Genomic DNA, 18076 nt, shown 5'->3' with positions numbered 1-18076 from the left:
TGCAGCAGAAGTCAGTCGACTGTACGGGGACGGTGGTGGCGGCCTGTCTGGTGCGGCTGGGCTACAGCGCTGAGGCGGCGATCGCCACGGTGCAGAGCGTCCACGCCGGGGCCCTTGGCGTAGTCGCCCAGCGGACCTTTATCCACGACTTTGCGGCCCAGACCTAGGGCGGGGCCTCCAGGCTCTTGTCGGGCAGGCTGGCCCAGAGGGTGGTGCCCAAAATAATCGCGCCGCCGACCAGGGTGCGGGGGACGGGCACTTCCCCCAGCAGCAGGGCCGCCAGGGCAATGCCGTAGACCGGCTCCAGGCCGCTGATCACGCTAGCGGTCTGGGCTCGCAGCACCGCCAAACTCTCAATAAATAATGTGTGGGCGACGGCGGTACACAGCACCCCCAGCACCAGCAGCAGGCCCAGGTCCTGGGGTGTCAGGGCCAGGCTGGCCAGGGGGGTGACCAGCAGCAGGCAGAGGAAGGCAAACAGGTCCTGGTAAAAGGCGATCGCCACTGCCCCATACCGCTTTCATCCGCCGCCACTGGTTGCTCGATGGGGTCGAGCACCTCATCAACGCTGAGCGCTGGGTTGGCTTAAAACGCGTTGGCCTCGTGGAGGCTGAACGCCGTATCCTCGGTCAACCCCCGACCATTGAGCAGCGCTACTATCTCGTTAGTTTTGACGGCGATGTCCAACGCTTTGCCCAAGGGGTGCGCAGCCACTGGGGTATTGAAAACCAGCTCCACTGGGTGCTCGATGTCGCCTTCCACGAAGATGCCTCTCGAATTCGTAAAGACCACGCCCCCGCTAATCTGGCCGTCGTCCGTCACATCGCCCTCAATCTGCTGCGTCAGGACGCTTTTGCCAAAGGGGGTATCAAGGCTAAACGCTTGCAAGCAGGATGGGATAATGACTACCTAATTCGGCTACTCTCCTCCTGAGTATGCGTTTGCCCTAGTAACCCACCGCGATCGCTTCTCTTAGGTAGGGCTTCAGGCTAGGGTTTTCTTTGAGGTGACGCTGAATCTCTTGGCGCTGCTCTCTGATGGTGTAGACCCAGCTTTTTGAGCGAGCCTCGGGCTGGTAGTGCCACTTGAGCAGATGCCCCAGCAACACCCCCAGTCGATTTCGCAACTCCTGCCGCTCCTGCCGACCCAATGATTCGATCTCCTCGATCAGATTCTCAATGTCGAGTTCCCCCAGCTGACCCGCGCGCAGCAGCTCAGCCTGACGCTGAGTCCAGGCGTAAAAGTCTTGCTTGTAGAGAGTGGTGGTTCGCATCGGCAACACCATACTGGCTTTCTCCCATCTTAAAAGGGCTAATAGCAAGACGATACGGTACTTTTCTGACTTGGCGCTCTGCTTTAGCTGGGCGCGCATGTCACACCTCTGCTTAGCAATGCCCCCTGGCCCAATCAGAATTCTGTAATCTCCGCGACTATTACCTGGCCAATTGACCCTAGAGTGGGTTAAAAACCGATTAATTCTCGTCCTTCGTCGTTACCACCACCGCCTATGTCTTCAGCCGCCCTTCAGGAGCAGCTCGATCGCTACTACCGCCAGGTCAAAACCGTTATTTTATCGCGGCAGCACCCGGTCAGTGGGCTACTGCCCGCCAGCACCGCCGTCAACGTGCACGGCAACTACACTGATGCCTGGGTACGCGACAACGTCTACAGCATTCTGGCGGTGTGGGGGGTAGCCCTGGCCTACCGCCACCTGGACGACGACCAGGGCCGCACGGTGGAGCTGGAGCAAAGCGTGGTCAAGCTGATGCGGGGGCTGCTGACCGCCATGCTGCGCCAGGCCGAAAAGGTGGAGCAGTTCAAGGAACGCCAGGACCCGCTGCAAGCGCTGCACGCCAAGTACGACACCGGCACCGGGCTGCCCGTAGTGGCCGACGACGAGTGGGGCCACCTGCAAATTGACGCGACCTCGGTATTTTTGCTCATGCTGGCCCAGATTACGGCCTCGGGGCTGCAAATTGTCTTCACCCAGGATGAAGTCAACTTTGTGCAAAACCTGGTCTACTACATTGGCCGGGCCTACCGAACCCCCGACTACGGCATTTGGGAACGGGGCAACAAAATGAACCACGGCAAGCCCGAGCTCAACGCCAGCTCCGTGGGCATGGCCAAGGCGGCGCTGGAGGCACTGCGGGGCTTCAACCTGTTTGGCATGCGCGGGGGGCAGGCCTCGACTATCCACGTGCTGACTGATGAAATCGCCCGCGCCCGCATTACCCTGGAGTCGCTGCTGCCACGCGAATCCGGGTCAAAAGAGATTGATGCGGCCCTGCTGAGCGTGGTGGGCTATCCCGGCTTTGCCATTGACGACGCGCAAATAGCGCAGAAAACCCGACAAAAAATCATCGACAAGCTGCAAGGCCCCTACGGCTGCAAGCGGTTTTTGCGCGACGGCCACCAAACGGTGATCGAAGACACTACCCGACTGCACTACGAACCCGAGGAACTGAGGCAGTTTGAGCACATCGAGTGCGAGTGGCCCTTGTTTTTTACCTACCTGTGGCTGGATAGCCTATTTGCGGGTGACAAAGACCAGATTCGCTTTTACCAGGAGCGGCTGGCGGCTTTGACCGTAGAGCGGGATGGGGTGGGTCTGCTGCCCGAGCTGTACTACGTGCCCGCCGAAAGCCTGGCAGCCGAGCGAGCTAAACCCGCCAGTCAACCCCGGTTGCCCAACGACAACCTGCCCCTGGTGTGGGCCCAGAGCCTCTACCTGCTGGGGCAGCTAATTCACGACGGGCTGCTCAAGCCCAGCGATATTGACCCCCTGGGGCGGTACCGTGCCCTGGGCGACCACCGCTACCCCGTAGTGCAGGTGGCCCTGCTGGCCGAGGACAAGGCCCTGCAGACGGAGCTGGCCACCTACGGTCTGCCCACCCAAACCCTGGCCGAGATTGCGCCGGTGCAGGTGTTCCCCGCCGCCGAGTTGTCGGCAATCTATGCCGAGATTGGCAAAAACAACAAGCTGAGCCTCAGCGGTCGCCCGGTGCGGCGGCTGCGCAGTCTGACCACCTCCCGCATTTTTCGCATCAAGGGCGAGTCGGTGGTGTTTTTGCCGTCGTTTCTGGACCAGCAGCGGTTTTACCTCACCCTCGACTACCACTTTTTGGTCGCTCAAATTCGCAGCGAGCTGGCCTACATCTACGACCACTGGCGCGAGCCGGGTCGCCCCACGGTGACACTGTTGCTCACCCACGCCATGTTTGAGCTGGGCCACAAGCCGATCTACGAGTCGCCGCTGATGGCGCTGATGCAGGAACTGCAGGGCGATCGCTGCGACCATGTGCCGGTCAAGCTTGGCCCCCTGCACCAGCTCGCCATGACCACCAACCTGGAGCGGGTGGACAACGTCAACGGCTACCAGCTGGGTAGTACCTCGGTGGGCTACTCAGCGCTGTGGACCGCCTACCTGGGCTTTGAGCCCGATCGCGACGGCCCCCTCTCGCTGCTCGAAGAGTACACCCTGGAAAACGAAACCGACCTCGATCGCCTGCTCACCCAGCTGCGCGAGTCCAACAACATCTACGAGCAGCTAGAGCTGCTGGCCACCCTCAAACACCTCCACGGCAGTACCTTTAACACAGGCTTTGGCGGCCCCAGCCACACCATTACCGTCGAAGATCTGCTCGACGAGGTCTACGCCAAGGCCAGCCAGCTGGAGCAGTGGGGCATTTTGCGGCGGGCGGCGGGGCTGCTGGGTAAGGCCGACATTACCCTCTCGGATGCCGTGACTGAGCTGCTGGTGCGCCAGAAACAAATTTCGGTGGGCAAGTCCTACAGCGAAGCATCACTGATTACTGAGCCAATGGGGCACAGCGAAATTCTCGACAAAATTCGCACCTTCTGCGGCGACGACGTGCGCGACCACGTGCTCACCCAGGAGATCTTGATCGATTTGAGTATCTTAATCAAGGCGGAACCATCGCTGTTCAAGGGGCTGATGACCCTGCGGGTGGGCTACCTGCTGCTGCTGATCACCAGCGAGCTGGCCCGCGAGCGCGACATTCCCCAGGACGAAGCCTACGGCCAGCTGGTTGACCTCAGCCCCTTTGAACTCAAGACCCGCCTGCGCCAGGTATTGGCCGGGTTTGACGGGCTGAACCAGTCGATTTTCCGCCGTGAGTCGCTGCACGTTAAGCCCCATAACCCGATTAACTGGCAGGTGGTGCCCGTCGGCATTGAGCCCGTGGCCGAGGCCACCGAAACCCCTAAGCCCCAGGACTGGTGGCGCAAGCGGGTGATCGATGGCGAAATCGCCCGGATTTCGGAGGAGTTTTACACCCAGGTGTGGGAGGTGCTGAAGCACTCCAGGGGGATTGTGATCGGCAACAAGTTTGACCGTAAGAATAGATTGGATAGCGATCGCATTCTCTCTGAAATGACCCCCGGCGAGCAAAACTTTGAGCGCCGCATCACTCACCTGCTGAACAAGATTCAGGCTCCCGAGTACCGCCACGTCAACATGGAGGCGCTGCGGGAAATGGGTGAGATCTTCAAGGTCAACCCCGACCTCTACTTTGAGGACCACATCTACCTCGATGTGCTGATCGGCCATGCCGTGCGCCTCGGCTGGTTTGACCAGTATCCCGATCGCGTGGGAGCCTACGAGTCGGACAAAGCCGCCGCCTGGCAGGCCTTCTATCGCCTGCCGCCAACCCAGTGCGCCACCTACATCGCTATGGCGCTCCAGTTCCTCACCGTGCTGGGTGAAGCCGAAGTGGGCGGAGAAGCCCTGGGCAAAGCGCTGGAGGAAGTTGCGTAGAAGACGACCTGATCTAAACGGGATGCTGGAGGGGTGGCGGAGGCCATAGACTTAGCCCATGAAAAACATGCTTGTGGCAGGGGCGATCGCCCTGGGGCTACCTGTGGTCGCCCTGGTAGGCACCTTTTTCTACATCAGCGCCCCCAATGGTCGCGCCGCCGACTACGACAACCTGGTCACCTACGAGGCTTACCCTCCCGGCACCGCCAACCCCGAACAGCTGAGCGTCGTCAGCTACAACCTTGGCTACCTGTCGGGGCTGACCAACCAGCAGGCGGTAGCGCGCGACCCAGCCCTGTTTGAGGCCAACCAGGCCCAGGCGATCGCGGCCCTGGAAACCCTGCGGCCCGACATTCTGGCCCTGCAAGAGATCGACTTTGACGCCTACCGCTCGTTCAACCGCAACCAGCAGTACGCGGTGTCGGCAGCGCTGGAGATGGCCTTTGGGGCGATCGCCGTCAACTGGGACAAGCGCTACGTGCCCTTCCCCTACTGGCCACCCCAGGCCCACTACCGGCAGATAGTCTCGGGGCAGGCGGTGCTCAGCCGCTACCCCATTCGCCGCAACGAACGGCTGGTGCTGGAAAAGGTGCCCTCGAACCCCTTCTACTACAACGCCCTGTACCTCGATCGCGTCGCCCAGGTCACCGAAATCGACCTCTCCGGTCAAACCCTGATTGTGATCAACGTCCACCTCGAAGCGTTCAATGCCCCCACCCGGATTCGCCAAACCCAGATGGTGCGCGAGTTAGCCGAAGGTTACGCCAAAGATCACCCCGTTTTGCTGGTAGGCGACTTCAACAGCAGCCTCAACCGCGATGAGGGCGATGAGCCGCGATCGATTGAAATTCTGCTCGACTCCCCGGCGCTGGCTTCGGCGCTGCCCACGGCCCCGTCGTCGTTCACGTTTCCGTCTGACCAGCCCCAGTACGTCCTCGATTACATCTTCTACACCCCTGCTACCCTGGAGGTGGTGGCTGCCGAAGTCGTAGCCGAGGCGGCCCAGGCCTCGGACCACCTACCCGTACAAGCCCAAGTAACCCTCCGTTAAGGTTCGCTCTGACGCTACCGCCCAGATCCACCTATTCTGGTGATCAGAATATTGCAACTCCGACAAGCGCAGGGATGTCCCCAGAAGTAACTTAGTCAAATTGATTGGCACTTGGAGAGAGACACTTTAATGACCCCTGCCAACCTCTATGAAACTGACTTCTACGCCTGGACCTTAGAGCAGACTAAGCTCCTAAAAGAAGGTGACTTTAAGCATTTAGATCTGGTCAATTTGGTAGAGGAAATTGCATCCTTGGGCAAACAGCAGCGACAGGAGTTAGAGAATCGTTTAGCTGTTCTGCTGGGCCATTTACTTAAATGGGAGTTTCAACCCAGTCACCGCAGCAAAAGCTGGAGAGCAACCATTCGTGAACAGCGACGCACTGCTCAAAGGCTGCTTCAGCAAAACCCCAGCCTCAAGCCCTACTTACCTGAGGCGATCGCCGTTGCCTACGAGTCGGGGCTAGATTTGGTGGTACGCGAAACGCCCTTAGACTATCCCGATTTGCCAACGGATTGTCCTTACACTCTCAAGCAAATCTTTGAGCCAGACTTTCCTGCTGGCATTAGCAATGCCTGATCGCTGTCATCCTCGCTTTTGAGGATCACTCTGGCGGCACCGACGTAGTCGTCTACCTACCTGATGCTAGGGTGCCAATCAATGAGTCTTGTTATGGAACCTTAGGCGGTCGTAATGACACCCACCTGAGCACACATATCAACCAGGGGACAGCGCTTACATTTAGGTCGATTGCCTGTGCAGATGTGCTTGCCGAAGGGCACCAGCAGCCGGTTGATCTCAACCCAGTAGGCTGGCGGCAATTTTGCCTCTAGCGCAGTCATGGTCTTTTCGGGAGTCTTGGTTTGCACGTAGCCCCAGCGATTTGTCACTCGATGCACATGCACATCCACGCTGATGCAGGGGTAGCCCAGCGCCACCCCCAGCGCCAGGTGGGCACACTTTGGCCCCACTCCTTTGAACTGCATCAGCACTTCGGGGTCGGCGGGCAGGGTGCCGCCATACTGATCCAAAATTTGCTGGGAGATCTGATGGATTTGGGGGGCTTTGCTCTCCGCGAAGGTGCAGCCGTCAATCAGGGTCAGAATTTCGTCCACACCTAGCTCCACCATTTGCTGTGGGGTCCGCGCCCTAGCAAACAGCCGCTGCGACACCGGCACGCTCACCTCGTCGTAGGTGCGGATGGAGATGATGCAGGCGATCAGCTGCTCGTAGAGCGAGTCGAAGCCCTCTTCCGCCAGCTGAAACATGGCGGCTTTGGGAAACGGGGCTACTGCCTCGCGCAACAGCGCGATCGCCCGGTCAATATCAAATTTCTTGGCCGTCACGACGCCATAGGGGTGCAGAACTCAGGTATCGGGACAGGTTCGAATAGCTAGGGTTTAGGGTTCAGAGTTCTAGGTTCTAGGTTTCAGGTTCACCACTGGCCTTGAACCTGAAACCTGAAACCCTAACCCCCCTACTGACCCATCACCTTTAGCCTGACAGGCCATTAGCTCATGACCAGGGGGGCCATCAGCTCAGGATCTTGGAACAGCGGCGTGCTCAGGTAGCGCTCGCCAAAGCTGGGCTGGATGATCACGATCAGCTTGCCGTCGTTCTCGGGGCGGCAGCCCACCTCGATCGCGGCCTTGACCGCCGCCCCGGTGGAAATACCCGAGAGCAGGCCCTCTTCGCGGGCCAGGCGACGACCGTAGGCGATCGCGTCCTCATCCGCCACCTGCACCACCTCGTCGATCAGCGCCACGTTCAGCACCTCGGGCACAAACCCCGCCCCAATTCCCTGAATTTTGTGGGAGCCGGGCCGCCCGCCCGAGAGTACCGGGCTGTTGATGGGTTCGACGGCGATCGCCTTGAACTCTGGCTTGCGCTGCTTCAGCACATCGGCCACGCCGGTAATGGTGCCCCCCGTGCCCACCCCCGCCACCAGCATATCCACCTGGCCATCGGTGTCAGCCCAGATCTCTTCGGCGGTGGTGCGGCGGTGGATGTCGGGGTTGGCGGGGTTGCGAAACTGCTGCAGCATGTAGGCGTCGGGCAGGGTATCGAGAATATCCTGGGCCCGCTGAATGCAGCCCGACATACCCGCCACCCCAGGCGTCAGCTCCAGCTCGGCTCCGTAGGCCCGCAGCATGGCCCGCCGCTCGGAGCTCATGGTTTCGGGCATGGTCAGAATCAGCCGGTAGCCCTTGGCCGCCGCCGCCATCGCCAGGGCGATCCCCGTGTTGCCTGAAGTGGGTTCCACCAGGGTGGTTTTGCCAGGGGTGATCAGCCCCTCGGCCTCGGCAGCTTCAATCATGTTGATGCCGATGCGGTCTTTGACGGAGGCCGAGGGATTCATGCCCTCCAGCTTGATCACCAGCCGGGCCAGGCAGCCATCCTCCTGGGGAATGCGGTTGAGCTGCACCAGCGGGGTGCGGCCAATTAATTGGGTCACGTTTTCGGCAATTCGCATGGGGCTCGAAGGGTGTAGTGGGCCTAGATGTAATACATAATGTCGACTTGCTGCTGGGCGTTGCGCTTTTCGACCAGGTCTTGCAGAGTGTACTTTTGCAGCACCCCTTCGGCAGCCTGGCGCACCTCGGTCCACATGCCCTGAATCACCTGCGCCTCTGGGGTTTCAGACACCTGGGCCGGATCGGCCTGGGGCTCAAACCCCTCAATGCAGCTCACCACATCATAGAGGGTAATCTTCCACGGATCACGGGCCAGCAGATAGCCGCCCCGCGCCCCCCGCTGGCTTTTCACCAACCCGCCCCGGCGCAAGGTCGCCAGTAGCTGCTCCAGGTAGCGATCGGGAATGTTTTGCTGGCTGGCGATCTGGCGAATTTGCAGCGGTTCGCCGCTGGGGTAGTGGGGGCTAAGCTCTAGCAGAGCCAGCAGAGCGTATTCACTTTTTGAGGACAAATCCACGGGGCAGGCGGGGTAAAGAGCGATAGGTTCTATTATACTCCGGTTCTCCACTGGGGTTTGCAGGATTATGCGATCGCCCAAAAAACTCTCGCTTTGTATTGGGCTTCACCAAACCGCCCAGGGCTTCGGGGTAGTGTTCTGGGATACATATGGGGTAGGGCTACGGCCTGGGTTGGGGGGCGATCGCCCTGGCCGCTTGCTGCGGGGCTCAGCGCAAACCCACGGGCCAGGCTAACCCTGCGATCGCCTCACGCTTCAGATTGTCATCTAGCGGGTACGGTTTTGCTATGAGCCCACTTAATCTGGTTGTCGATCAGCTCGTTGCCCCCAGGGCGGCTCAACCCGCCTCGACTGCCGACCCGATTGCCCTGGAGGGACTGGCGGACTTCCTCGAAATTCTCCAGTTTTTAATCCGCGAACCCTCGGTGGTAGGCAGCGAAGACGCCTTCTTTCGAGTGCTGCGCCGGGAGCTAGAAGAAGTGGGGGCCGAGGTCAGCTACTACCACGGCGTGCTGGTGGCCCAGGGCCGCCGCCCCCACGAGCTTATGCTCTCCGCCCACATCGATCGCCACGGGCTGCTGTGTACCGGCCCCAACGAGTTTCAGTACGCCGCCTTTATTGCGGGCAACCAGAGCGAGCTGACCGGCGACTCAGTGTCCGAGCAAATGCTGCACACCATCGAAAACCGTTTCCAGGGCCAGCGAGTGCAGGCCCACCTGCCCTACACCGGCACCTACATCGGCCAGGGCGTCATCACCAACTCCTACATCTGCCCCGAGCGCAAAAACCTGATCTTTGAAGTCGATGGGCTCGACTACCTCCAGCCCGGTACCCCCGTGTCCTTCCTCGATCGCCTCCAGTTCAACGACGGCTACATCTCCGCCCAGCTCGACAACGTGATCAGCGCCGCGATCATTATTTTTCTGTTTCGCTGCGGGTTTGAGGGCACCGCCCTGTTCACCGCCCAGGAGGAGTCGGGCCGCAGCTGGCGCTACGCCCTGTCGTGGTTTCAGCGCCAGCGCCTGGGCACCGATCGCCTGATCGCCCTCGACACCAGCCCCTACCACAGCCGCGAAGCCGCCGACCAGCAGCTCGTCACCCTGCGCCGCAAGGATGCCAGCGCCGACTTTGCCGCCGCCATTACCCAGGAACTGAGCGATCGCTGCACCGAGCTCGGCATCCCCCACAGCTACAAAGACGACTACATCGCCGTCCAAAACCTCACCCGCCCCAAGCCCTACTCCCTGGGCCGCACCGAGATGGGTCGCCTAACGGCTGCCACCAACGGGGCCGTCACCGGCACCACTCTGCAAATTCCCACTACCGAATACCACACGGCCACCGAAACCGCCTCCCTGGCCTCGGTGGCGGCGGTGATCCGGCTGTTGCAGACCTATATTGGGTAGGCCTAAACTCCACGGCATACAGCTACGTACAATGGAGTTAACCCCTATTAACGGCGACTATGCTGGCTTTGGTTTCTCCCGATAAAATTCAGTTGCCAGCGGGAGCTGTAGTGCGGTTGCCTGCTACCTGGCATGAGTACCAGATCCTAAGTCAACAGCGAGGGGCAGGGGCGCTGCCTCGACTCAAGTATCGCGATGGAGAAGTCTGGCTTATGGCACCCATGCCCCAGCATGGTCGCGATGCTCACCTTATAGCCAGCATCATTACGACTCTACTGGATTGGACCGGCCAGGAGTACGATGCCTTCACCCCCGTGACTATGGAGCTGCCTGAAGAGAGCGGTATTGAACCAGACTATTGCTTTTACATTGATCACTGGCAAGCGGTGTCGGGCAAGCGACGCATTAACTGGAGCATTGATCCCCCACCCGATCTGGTCCTTGAAATTGATGTCACCAGCTACTCAGACGTTAACGACTATCTCCCCTATAGGGTGCCGGAGTGCTGGTTCCTAACGCGCAACCAGCTGGTCATCTATCAATTGCAGGCTGAAGGCTACGTACCAGGTCACCAGAGCCGGTATTTTCCCGATCGCGACCTTCAATCCATCGTTACTGGCTGTTTAGAGGTGGCCTATAGCCGCAATACCAGTGCCGCTATTCGCGATTTGAAGCGGCGATTAGCCTCAGAACCAAGCGCTGACTAAGGCGCTATGGGGTGCTTGCAGCCTTGGCCAATGGGCAGCTTTAAAGAATGAAGGGCAGGCATTTTTGACCGCCCACTCCCTCAGGTTTCTGTAGCAGTGTTCTAGTCGGCATCCAGGGTGAGGGAGATCTGGTAGATCGCTTTTTTGGGTTGCCCGGTGGCCTGGGCCAGTTGGCGGCTGGCATCGGCTCGGGAAACCCCCTGGTGCAGCAGCCGTTCTAGCTCAGCTTTGATCGCCTGTTCCGACCACAGGGGGGCGGTGCGGGTCGCCCCCTGAATCACCACCGTGAACTCGCCCTTGGGGGCGGTGCTCTGGTAATGGGCTAGGGCCTCGGCTAGGGTGCCGCGCCAAAATTCCTCAAACCGCTTGGTCAGTTCGCGGCCTAGGGTAATGGGGCGATCGCCCCCCAGCACCGCAACCAGATCCTCCAGGGTTTTGATCAGCTTGTGGGGCGCTTCGTAGAGAATCACCGTGCGATCTTCCCGGGCGATCGCCTCCAGGCGGGCGGTGCGGTCTTTGCCCTTGAGCGGCAGAAAGCCCTCAAAGACAAAGCGATCGCTGGGCAACCCCGACACGCACAGCGCCGTCATCGCCGCCGTAGGCCCTGGAATCGGCACCACCGGCACCCCCGCCTCCACACAGGCCACCACCAGTTCGTAGCCGGGGTCAGAGATCCCCGGCATGCCCGCATCGCTGACCAGGGCCACCGCCTGCTGACGGGCTTGCAGGTGGTGCAGCACCTCCCCAGTCCGACTCTGGCGGTTGTGCTCGTGGTAGCTAATCTGGGGCGTGGTGATCTGGAAATGCTGGAGCAGCTTGCCGGTGTGACGGGTATCTTCGGCGGCAATCAGATCGACCGATTGCAGAATTCTCACCGCCCGAAAGGTCATGTCCTCCAGGTTGCCCAGGGGGGTACCTACCACGTAAAGGTGGCCGGGCTTGGGGTCAGCGTCGGAAACAGGAGGCATGGGCTATGGGCAGAGGGGGCTTCTCAAAGGCTAGCGCACCGCTCGACCCTTGCCACCGCTGCCCCCCAGAGTCGGTAAGAAAGTGTCCCTCGGGCAGATCGCCCCTGGCTAAACCTGGGCGATACTAAGCAGCAGTGGTTGAGTCAGCGCCAAGGAGAACCGTCATGAAACAGCGTACGCTTTTGGGATTGATGCTGGGGGTGGTGACCCTTGCCGCAGCGGTACCCTCTGCTGTGGCCCAGGCTCCCGATGCCCTGGCCGCGGCTGAGGCGGCCCCGGCGACCCTCGCCATTCCAGATTTAGAAACCACCCGCTACGAAAACCTGTTTTCGATCGCGTTTCCAGTGGGGTGGCAGATCAGCGCCGGTCCCGATGCGCCCCAGGTGGTTGCCGACAGTGCCGGGGCCAGGGGTAGCCTGCCCGCCATGCGTACCGAGATTACTTGGCAGGATGCACCGCCCCAGGTCGTCGTAGGTGAGTCCTTAAACGACATACGCGCCAGGGGCTACAGCGTCACCCGCTACGATGCCGCTACCATTGACGGCGTCACCGCTGTACGCCTGTGGTTGAGTGACATTCCCGACGGGTTGCCCAACGCCTTTGTTACCTACGTGGGCTACCCCACCGCCACCGCCATCATCACCAGCTACTACGGCGACACCACCGCCAACCTCGATCCGGTGCTGATGGCAATTCACCAGTCCTTCGCCCGCGCCAGTGCAACCTCCTCAGGCGGCACATCGTCCACAGCCAACTGATCGGTGCGCGGGCTCCTGGCTCGACACAAGCGCAGCGCTCCTATCCTGACGGTTCTGGTGATGGCTGTTCTGGCGATGGCTGTAGAAAAATGTCGGGTTTTTTACTGAGTGGATGAAAGATTTGGCAACTTGGGGTAAACTTCATCAGACTGTGGGGGAGCGTCTGCCAGCCGTCTGTTTTAGCCTTTAGCGCGGGTGGTTCTCCTGTTGTGCAAGACCCGCGCAGGTCCGCTGAAAAATCTCCCGTTGCCAACGTCAGGAAAGATTACCCATGAGCCAGGAAGAAGCCTACAGCACCGCTACCCTGCCGCCCGAGGAGCCCACCCCGGTCGATCCAGAAGCTCTGGTTACTACCTACGCCGACAGCCTGATTACCGAGCTGTTTGACGACGTAGACAAGATTTTGGAGGGTGACGAGGGGGCTCTGGCGGCGGTAGAGGCTACCCCCGAGCCCGCTTCTACCGCCCTTGCCCCCATTGTCGATATCCCGGCTGAGGCGGCAGAACCCCCGGCCGCCGATACAGCCCTGGCTCCCCTAGGTACCGACATCGACTTCTTCCGTGCCGACGATGTCGCCGCTGCCCCTCCTCCGGCACAGACCAAAACGCCCGCTGGCAAGCTGTTTGACCGCATGCTGCTGGCGATCACGGCCCTGTCGCTGATGGGAGTGGGGGGGCTGCTGTGGTTTGGCCAGCAGGGCAATCGGTTCCCCCTGGGGCGATCGCCCATTGCTGAAACCGCGGCCCGGCAGGCTGACGAAGAGTTTTTGGCTTATTTGCAGCGATCGCTGGAGGTAATCTCCAGCAAGGTTGAGCGGGGCGAACTGGGCACCACTACCGCTGTGGGGCAGACTCCGGCTGGGGTGGCCGTTCCCGCTCCGCCAATGTTGCCACCCCTGGGGGCGGGGGGTACCGTGGGCAGCCTCGGCACCGGCCCCGTCAACGTCATCGAACGGGTCTATATTCCCTACCAGACAACCCAGCAGCCGGTAGCCGGGGCTCCTGCCCTGGTGCCTCAGCCCGGGGCGGCGCTCCCTGCTCCATCGGCGGCTCCCCCGACGGCCCCACCCTCGGCCGCAGCCCCAATTCACGCCCTGGTGGGGATCCTAGAGCTGGGCAATCGCTCGGCGGCCCTGTTTGAGATCAACGGCGTTTCCCAGCGGGTCTACATCGGTGAGCGGGTGGGCAGCAGCGGCTGGAGCCTGGTTTCGGTGTCAAACGAAGAGGCGGTGATTCGCCGCAACGGCGAAGTGCGATCGATCTACATTGGACAGCGGTTTTAGATGACATCTACGGGAATGCCATTTCGGTGGTTGGCTGGCCTGCTTTGTGCCGGATTGGTGGCCTGTATCCCGGCGATCGAACCGGGAGAAGATGGGGCTGTATCGCCATCCCCGGCCCCTGAACCGACGCAGGCAGGCGACACAGTGTCCGACGAGGGGCCTCAGGCAACGGCCCCTGAGGTTGAGTCATTTACGGTGGATGAGCTATTTGCCCAGGGCGGTGGCGGTTGCGGCATGACCCTCTGGGAGCGGACTGGCGGTCCACCTGAGGGTGGGTTTGTCTTTTTTAACGGGCTGCCTCAGCCCTCCGGCGACGGCTTTACCCTGATGAAACTTGACGGAGAGTTTGTCCGCTTTCGTCGCACGGAGGCGACAGGGCCAGAGTTTTACGGACAACAGACCTCTCAAACCTTTGTCAGTCAGGATGACACCCTCCAACTCCAGGTTGAGACCACCCTTGGTGAACCGGGAGAAATTGAATCGGTCGCGGTTGAGGGTACCCTGCAACTGGAGCAGAACGGTGACACCCTGGAGATTCCGGTGGAGGGCGATGCGGGCTGCTGATCACTCAGCGGCGCGCCAGTAGACATAGGGGCGATTGGCCGACAGATTGACATGGCGGATTTCGCGGAAGCCGTCGTCGTCTCTCAGATCTAGCTCGAACTGCACCTGACCGTCGCCAAACCGGACACTGTACATGTTCAGCTCAGTGGCAGCGGCTGTGCCCGTGCAGTCAGCCAACTCTGCCGTGAGCGGGGCGGTGTAGACCACGTGGCGCTCCTGCGAGGTGAGAATTTGGGGGGTGCCAGCCACCAGGGGAGCCAGATCGGCCACCACGGTGTGGTCGGCTCCGCCCTCGAACCCCAGGCTCCAGGCCCACAGACTGATGGTGGCTGGGCAGGTGCCCGCCGTGGTCGCCACCTCAAACTGAACATTGGGCGGGAGAAACGTGTCGATGGGCGCGTCGGAGGCTTGCACCCCTGGTTGACTGGCACTGGGCGAGGCTCCAGGGTTGGCGCGATCGCCCATACCGGTGCATCCGGTCAGCAGGGCGGCGCTGACGGCCACCATCAGGACAGTAGGTCGTGAGAAGTTGATCATGGTTTAGCAGCGGTAGTTGTGAGCGACTTTGCAATTGCCCTGGCGAGCGGTCTACTGGGCCTCGGCCAGCAGGGTTTCCCAGGCTTGCACAATGGTCTGGAGCGCGATCGGCGTGTCGTCGATGGCCAGGTCAATGTACTCCGTTTGCAGGTACCCGGCCGATAGGCGAATCGTAGGATAGTCGGCAAAGGCGGCCTCGGTGACGTAGCGCATCCGGTTGAGGTTGGGGAAGCGCTGATCCTGCAGCACCTGCTCAAACGCAGCCACCTGGTCGTCAGAGAGCTGATGGGTGGCGACGACGGTGCTGTTTTCTCGGCGCACCAGGCGACCGTCCCTCAGCAGCACCGTCTCCTGAACAGAGCCCGCCAGCCCCCCCGACTGCACCGCCCGAAAGAGGTGGGGCTCAACCTCAGGCTCTGGCTCGGCCTCAGGCACTGGTTGGGGGATGAAGTCGGGCATCAGGCCATTGCGGCTGCCGCTGGCGGTGGGGTTTTGCACGATTCCGTGGCCGTTCTCCTCCTGGTGGGTGTGGTAGACCCAGCTTTGATCGCCATCGGTGACGACGACCCGCCGCCCAAAAATAGCGATCATGGTACACATTTGATCGGGCACGTAGATGCCCATGCAGCCGTCGAAGGTGGCGGTTTCGGTAGCGACAATGCGAAGCGTCTCAACGGGGCGATTCAGGTCGATGGCGATATTTTGCAAAATGCGATCGCGTGCTTCTGGAGTCAACTCCTCATCCCCGCTGCCCCAGTCTTCGCCGGGGGGCAGGGGGTTGGCGGGAGACACGATGGTTTCGTCCGGGGTACCCCCAGCCTCGGGGCTGGGGGCACAGGCGACGGCGCTGACGGCGGTGGTGCCGAGGGCCAGCAGACCGACCAGCGCCATGAAGGTTTTGGTTTTGGGGGTAAAAGCCATGGTCTTAAATCCAATGGGTTGCGTTGTGTTATCACCCTAACCAGCCCTAGGGAGACTGTAGCCTTGGTTACAGAAACGGTTACGGCCTGGGGGCTGCCATCAGTTGGCCTCTGATGCCCAATAAATCAGCCGCTACAGCCCCTGGCCTGGGGTCTGGGTTGGGTGTGGCACCGCTGACGGTCAGGTCTTTAGCCCGAACGGATGACACGCCCTAGCGCACCAGACGGCTGTAGGGCTGCCAGAGCTGCACCTGCTGTCCCTGGGCGAGCAAAAACTGGCCGTTGGGGCTGAACTGAAACGGGCCAACCTCGTGGAGTTGGGCCAGGGGTAGCCCGGTCGCCACCGACCAGAGGGTGATGCCCTGGCGCGGAATCGGCTCGCTGTCCACCAGGGGCAGCAAGAGGGTGCTGGTGGCCAGGGTTTGGCCGTCGGGGCTAAAGGTGATCAGCCCTGGGTTAGTCGGCTGGATGTGGTGCCCGGCGGTCTGGTTGAGGGGGATGAAGTGCACCGTCTCGCGGCGGGCCAGATTCCACAGGCGGGCGGTGAAGCCGTCGCTGGTGGCCAGCCAAGCACCGTTGGGGCTGTAGGCCAGATGGCGCAGGGGGTCGTGCACCTTCAGGGTGAGCTGGCGAGCGCCCGTGGTGGCGTTCCAGAACTTGAGGCTGTTGTTGGCGTCGCCCGTGGCCAGGGTAGTGCCGTCGGGGCTAAAGGCCACCGGCAGCAGCGGCACCGTGTTGCCCGCCCGATCCACCAGGGTGCGGACCAGCCGCCCGGTGGGCACCTCCCAGAGCTGGAGGGTGTTTTGGTCGGTGGCGGTGGCCAGACGCTGGCCGTTGGGGCTAAAGCGCAGGGTATGGACGATGCCGCTGGCGGCGGGCACCGGGATGGTCTGCAGGAGCTGCCCGGTCTGGAGGTTCCACAGTTTGATCGTGTTGTCGGCGCTGGCGCTGGCCAGGGTTTGGCCCGTGGGGCTAATGGCGATCGCCCGCACCGCGTAGCGATGCCCCACCAAGGAGCGCACCTGCTCGCCGGTGGTGGCGGACCACAGCCGCACCACGCCGTAGGACATGCCCGCTGCCACCAGCTGACTGTTGGGGGTAAACGCGATCGCATTGGCCACATCCCCCACCAGGCGGTCGCCCTGCCCAGCGGGTTCCTGGGGTGGGTTGCCCTGGGCCGAGGCCGCCAGCGCTGGCCCCCGGTGCAGGGTGACGATGCGGTTGCCCCGCTGGGCATTCCACAGGGCCAGGGTGCTTTCCCCTGGCGTGGGGCAGCCTGGCGCGTAGCTGTGGCTGGCGATCGCCACCACCGCCCCATTGGGGCTGATGGCCGAAGACAGCGGGCTAACTGGACACTGGGCCTCCGGATAGAGGGACTTCAGATCGATCGCGTGGGCCAGCTGGGGTCGCTGCCAGGAGCCGACAGCGGGCACGGTCAGCGCCAGGGCCGTATCCACCCAGCTGTACAGGGTGGGCAGGTAGCGATTGAACCGCTCCCCCTGCACGTACATGGCGTCGATGGTGCAGCTGCCGCAGCTCTCCACCGCGAACAGGCGAGAAATCTGTGCCCAGCTCACCCCGGCCCAGGGCAGGTGCCCTACCGGAGCCTCCAGGGAGGGGTTGATCTCCATCTCGGTCAACCATTCCCCGGCGATGACGGTGGGGTCTTCCACGCCGGGGGGACGGGTCCAGCCGACGCGATCGCCAAAGGCCTTCGCCGCCGCCGCCGTATCCGTAGGATGCTGGGCGCTGACCTCCGCCCAAATGCGCTGCTGCACGCTAAAGCCAAACCGCCCGCCGCTGGCCTCCACCCAGAGCTGGTCCAGGGTTTGTAGCACCTCGGGGGGAATGTTAATGGCCAGCCCCGGCCCCAAAATATCGCCGCCGGGGTGAATCCAGGGGTCTAAAATGCGGCGGGTTTCGGCATCGGCGGCCCGCCAGTCCTGGGCGGCCAGGTGCGATCGCAGCGCCTCCATGTCAACCGTTTGTGCCCGTTGGCCGGGCTGCCCGGCGGGGGCAACCTCAGCCCTCACCACGCCACCCATCGGCGCGATCGCGGTAGCCGCCAGCGCCAAACTCAAGCCCAAAGCCGTCAATCGTTTCATCGTCGTCTCCTCAAGGAATACATGTGCTGGCTCAGGTTCCTCCCTGGGTCCTTCTCAAAACCAGGGC

General features: G+C 61.7%; 19 protein-coding genes. 10 read left to right on the top strand and 9 right to left on the bottom strand.

The genetic code is table 11. The annotated features are described in order from the left end of the window. The first annotated feature begins 32 nt into the window (after nt 1–32). Nucleotides 33–167, top strand: coding sequence for a hypothetical protein (locus NF78_RS33050; RefSeq protein ID WP_263970540.1), 135 nt, complete (start codon nt 33–35; stop codon nt 165–167). Here the strand turns inward: NF78_RS33050 and NF78_RS18345 are convergent. After that, the gene (locus tag NF78_RS18345; protein ID WP_052049740.1) at nt 164–505 is read right to left on the bottom strand and encodes a DMT family transporter; all 342 of its coding nucleotides are present in this window, start codon (nt 503–505) and stop codon (nt 164–166) included. The genes NF78_RS33050 and NF78_RS18345 overlap by 4 nt on opposite strands. Between NF78_RS18345 and NF78_RS32520 the strand changes: the two genes are divergently transcribed. Beyond that, a complete protein-coding gene (locus NF78_RS32520) occupies nt 505–933 on the top strand; it encodes an ISAs1 family transposase (protein ID WP_318655513.1) in 429 nt (142 codons plus the stop codon). The two genes, NF78_RS18345 and NF78_RS32520, sit on opposite strands and share 1 nt — an antisense overlap. 13 nt (nt 934–946) lie before the next feature. Here NF78_RS32520 and NF78_RS18335 read toward each other — a convergent pair whose 3' ends face one another. Further along, complete coding sequence (locus NF78_RS18335; RefSeq protein WP_035993239.1) at nt 947–1273, bottom strand: DUF29 domain-containing protein; 327 nt, start codon at nt 1271–1273, stop codon at nt 947–949. A 234-nt stretch (nt 1274–1507) separates the two neighbouring features. Between NF78_RS18335 and NF78_RS18330 the strand changes: the two genes are divergently transcribed. The 3 genes from NF78_RS18330 (at nt 1508) to NF78_RS18320 (ending at nt 6410) form a co-directional block, all read left to right on the top strand. After that, nucleotides 1508–4780 carry a glycoside hydrolase family 15 protein gene (locus NF78_RS18330; RefSeq protein ID WP_035990646.1) on the top strand — a complete coding sequence of 1091 codons (3273 nt, stop codon included), beginning with the start codon at nt 1508–1510 and terminating at the stop codon, nt 4778–4780. A gap of 58 nt (nt 4781–4838) precedes the next feature. Next, nucleotides 4839–5831 (top strand): endonuclease/exonuclease/phosphatase family protein, encoded by a 993-nt coding sequence (locus NF78_RS18325; RefSeq protein WP_035990643.1) that lies wholly within the window; start codon nt 4839–4841, stop codon nt 5829–5831. Between the two features lie 129 nt (nt 5832–5960). Then, complete coding sequence (locus NF78_RS18320) at nt 5961–6410, top strand: DUF29 domain-containing protein (RefSeq protein WP_035990641.1); 450 nt, start codon at nt 5961–5963, stop codon at nt 6408–6410. Nucleotides 6411–6511: 101 nt separating this feature from the next. Here NF78_RS18320 and NF78_RS18315 read toward each other — a convergent pair whose 3' ends face one another. The 3 genes from NF78_RS18315 to NF78_RS18305 form a co-directional block, all read right to left on the bottom strand. Continuing rightward, nucleotides 6512–7177, bottom strand: coding sequence for an endonuclease III domain-containing protein (locus NF78_RS18315; RefSeq protein ID WP_035990640.1), 666 nt, complete (start codon nt 7175–7177; stop codon nt 6512–6514). A gap of 164 nt (nt 7178–7341) precedes the next feature. Beyond that, a complete protein-coding gene (gene cysK, locus NF78_RS18310) occupies nt 7342–8304 on the bottom strand; it encodes a cysteine synthase A (RefSeq protein WP_035990637.1) in 963 nt (320 codons plus the stop codon). Nucleotides 8305–8327: 23 nt separating this feature from the next. Further along, a complete protein-coding gene (locus tag NF78_RS18305; protein WP_035990635.1) occupies nt 8328–8762 on the bottom strand; it encodes an RrF2 family transcriptional regulator in 435 nt (144 codons plus the stop codon). 287 nt (nt 8763–9049) lie between these two features. Between NF78_RS18305 and NF78_RS18300 the strand changes: the two genes are divergently transcribed. After that, on the top strand, nt 9050–10168 hold the full coding sequence (locus tag NF78_RS18300; protein WP_081972753.1) for a peptidase M42: 1119 nt from the start codon (nt 9050–9052) through the stop codon (nt 10166–10168). 59 nt (nt 10169–10227) lie between these two features. After that, on the top strand, nt 10228–10875 hold the full coding sequence (locus NF78_RS18295) for a Uma2 family endonuclease (protein WP_035990634.1): 648 nt from the start codon (nt 10228–10230) through the stop codon (nt 10873–10875). Nucleotides 10876–10976: 101 nt separating this feature from the next. Here NF78_RS18295 and rsmI read toward each other — a convergent pair whose 3' ends face one another. Beyond that, a complete protein-coding gene (rsmI, locus tag NF78_RS18290) occupies nt 10977–11843 on the bottom strand; it encodes a 16S rRNA (cytidine(1402)-2'-O)-methyltransferase (protein WP_035990632.1) in 867 nt (288 codons plus the stop codon). Between the two features lie 164 nt (nt 11844–12007). Between rsmI and NF78_RS18285 the strand changes: the two genes are divergently transcribed. The 3 genes from NF78_RS18285 to NF78_RS18275 all read left to right on the top strand — a co-directional run bounded on the left by NF78_RS18285 (nt 12008) and on the right by NF78_RS18275 (nt 14447). After that, nucleotides 12008–12601 (top strand): hypothetical protein, encoded by a 594-nt coding sequence (locus tag NF78_RS18285; RefSeq protein WP_156119877.1) that lies wholly within the window; start codon nt 12008–12010, stop codon nt 12599–12601. A gap of 271 nt (nt 12602–12872) precedes the next feature. Beyond that, nucleotides 12873–13883: a hypothetical protein gene (locus tag NF78_RS28425; RefSeq protein ID WP_052050724.1), complete on the top strand. Its 1011-nt coding sequence runs from the start codon at nt 12873–12875 to the stop codon at nt 13881–13883. Next, nucleotides 13884–14447, top strand: a complete 564-nt coding sequence (locus NF78_RS18275) for a hypothetical protein (protein ID WP_156119876.1) — start codon at nt 13884–13886, stop codon at nt 14445–14447. Here NF78_RS18275 and NF78_RS18270 read toward each other — a convergent pair whose 3' ends face one another. From NF78_RS18270 to NF78_RS28420, 3 genes are all read right to left on the bottom strand, one after another. Beyond that, complete coding sequence (locus NF78_RS18270; protein WP_156119875.1) at nt 14448–14984, bottom strand: hypothetical protein; 537 nt, start codon at nt 14982–14984, stop codon at nt 14448–14450. A 51-nt stretch (nt 14985–15035) separates the two neighbouring features. Continuing rightward, complete coding sequence (locus NF78_RS18265; RefSeq protein WP_035990624.1) at nt 15036–15905, bottom strand: hypothetical protein; 870 nt, start codon at nt 15903–15905, stop codon at nt 15036–15038. A gap of 211 nt (nt 15906–16116) precedes the next feature. Continuing rightward, nucleotides 16117–18009: a GUN4 domain-containing protein gene (locus tag NF78_RS28420; RefSeq protein ID WP_081972752.1), complete on the bottom strand. Its 1893-nt coding sequence runs from the start codon at nt 18007–18009 to the stop codon at nt 16117–16119. Nucleotides 18010–18076: the final 67 nt, after the last annotated feature.

It is taken from the genome of Leptolyngbya sp. KIOST-1 (assembly GCF_000763385.1).
Taxonomy (GTDB): Bacteria; Cyanobacteriota; Cyanobacteriia; order Phormidesmidales; family Phormidesmidaceae; genus Nodosilinea.
The sequence above is the reverse complement of the archived record's forward strand: the minus strand, read 5'-3'. Positions and strand labels throughout refer to the sequence as shown.

Bases quoted from the DNA above. Each gene is read 5' to 3' on its own strand.
- NF78_RS18335 (WP_035993239.1), bottom strand. From the start codon at position 1,273: ATGCGAACCACCACTCTCTACAAGCAAGACTTTTACGCCTGGACTCAG.
- NF78_RS18330 (WP_035990646.1), top strand. From the start codon at position 1,508: ATGTCTTCAGCCGCCCTTCAGGAGCAGCTCGATCGCTACTACCGCCAG.
- NF78_RS18325 (WP_035990643.1), top strand. From the start codon at position 4,839: ATGAAAAACATGCTTGTGGCAGGGGCGATCGCCCTGGGGCTACCTGTG.
- NF78_RS18320 (WP_035990641.1), top strand. From the start codon at position 5,961: ATGACCCCTGCCAACCTCTATGAAACTGACTTCTACGCCTGGACCTTA.
- cysK (WP_035990637.1), bottom strand. From the start codon at position 8,304: ATGCGAATTGCCGAAAACGTGACCCAATTAATTGGCCGCACCCCGCTG.
- NF78_RS18300 (WP_081972753.1), top strand. From the start codon at position 9,050: ATGAGCCCACTTAATCTGGTTGTCGATCAGCTCGTTGCCCCCAGGGCG.
- NF78_RS18295 (WP_035990634.1), top strand. From the start codon at position 10,228: ATGCTGGCTTTGGTTTCTCCCGATAAAATTCAGTTGCCAGCGGGAGCT.
- rsmI (WP_035990632.1), bottom strand. From the start codon at position 11,843: ATGCCTCCTGTTTCCGACGCTGACCCCAAGCCCGGCCACCTTTACGTG.
- NF78_RS18285 (WP_156119877.1), top strand. From the start codon at position 12,008: ATGAAACAGCGTACGCTTTTGGGATTGATGCTGGGGGTGGTGACCCTT.
- NF78_RS28425 (WP_052050724.1), top strand. From the start codon at position 12,873: ATGAGCCAGGAAGAAGCCTACAGCACCGCTACCCTGCCGCCCGAGGAG.
- NF78_RS18275 (WP_156119876.1), top strand. From the start codon at position 13,884: ATGACATCTACGGGAATGCCATTTCGGTGGTTGGCTGGCCTGCTTTGT.
- NF78_RS18270 (WP_156119875.1), bottom strand. From the start codon at position 14,984: ATGATCAACTTCTCACGACCTACTGTCCTGATGGTGGCCGTCAGCGCC.
- NF78_RS18265 (WP_035990624.1), bottom strand. From the start codon at position 15,905: ATGGCTTTTACCCCCAAAACCAAAACCTTCATGGCGCTGGTCGGTCTG.
- NF78_RS28420 (WP_081972752.1), bottom strand. From the start codon at position 18,009: ATGAAACGATTGACGGCTTTGGGCTTGAGTTTGGCGCTGGCGGCTACC.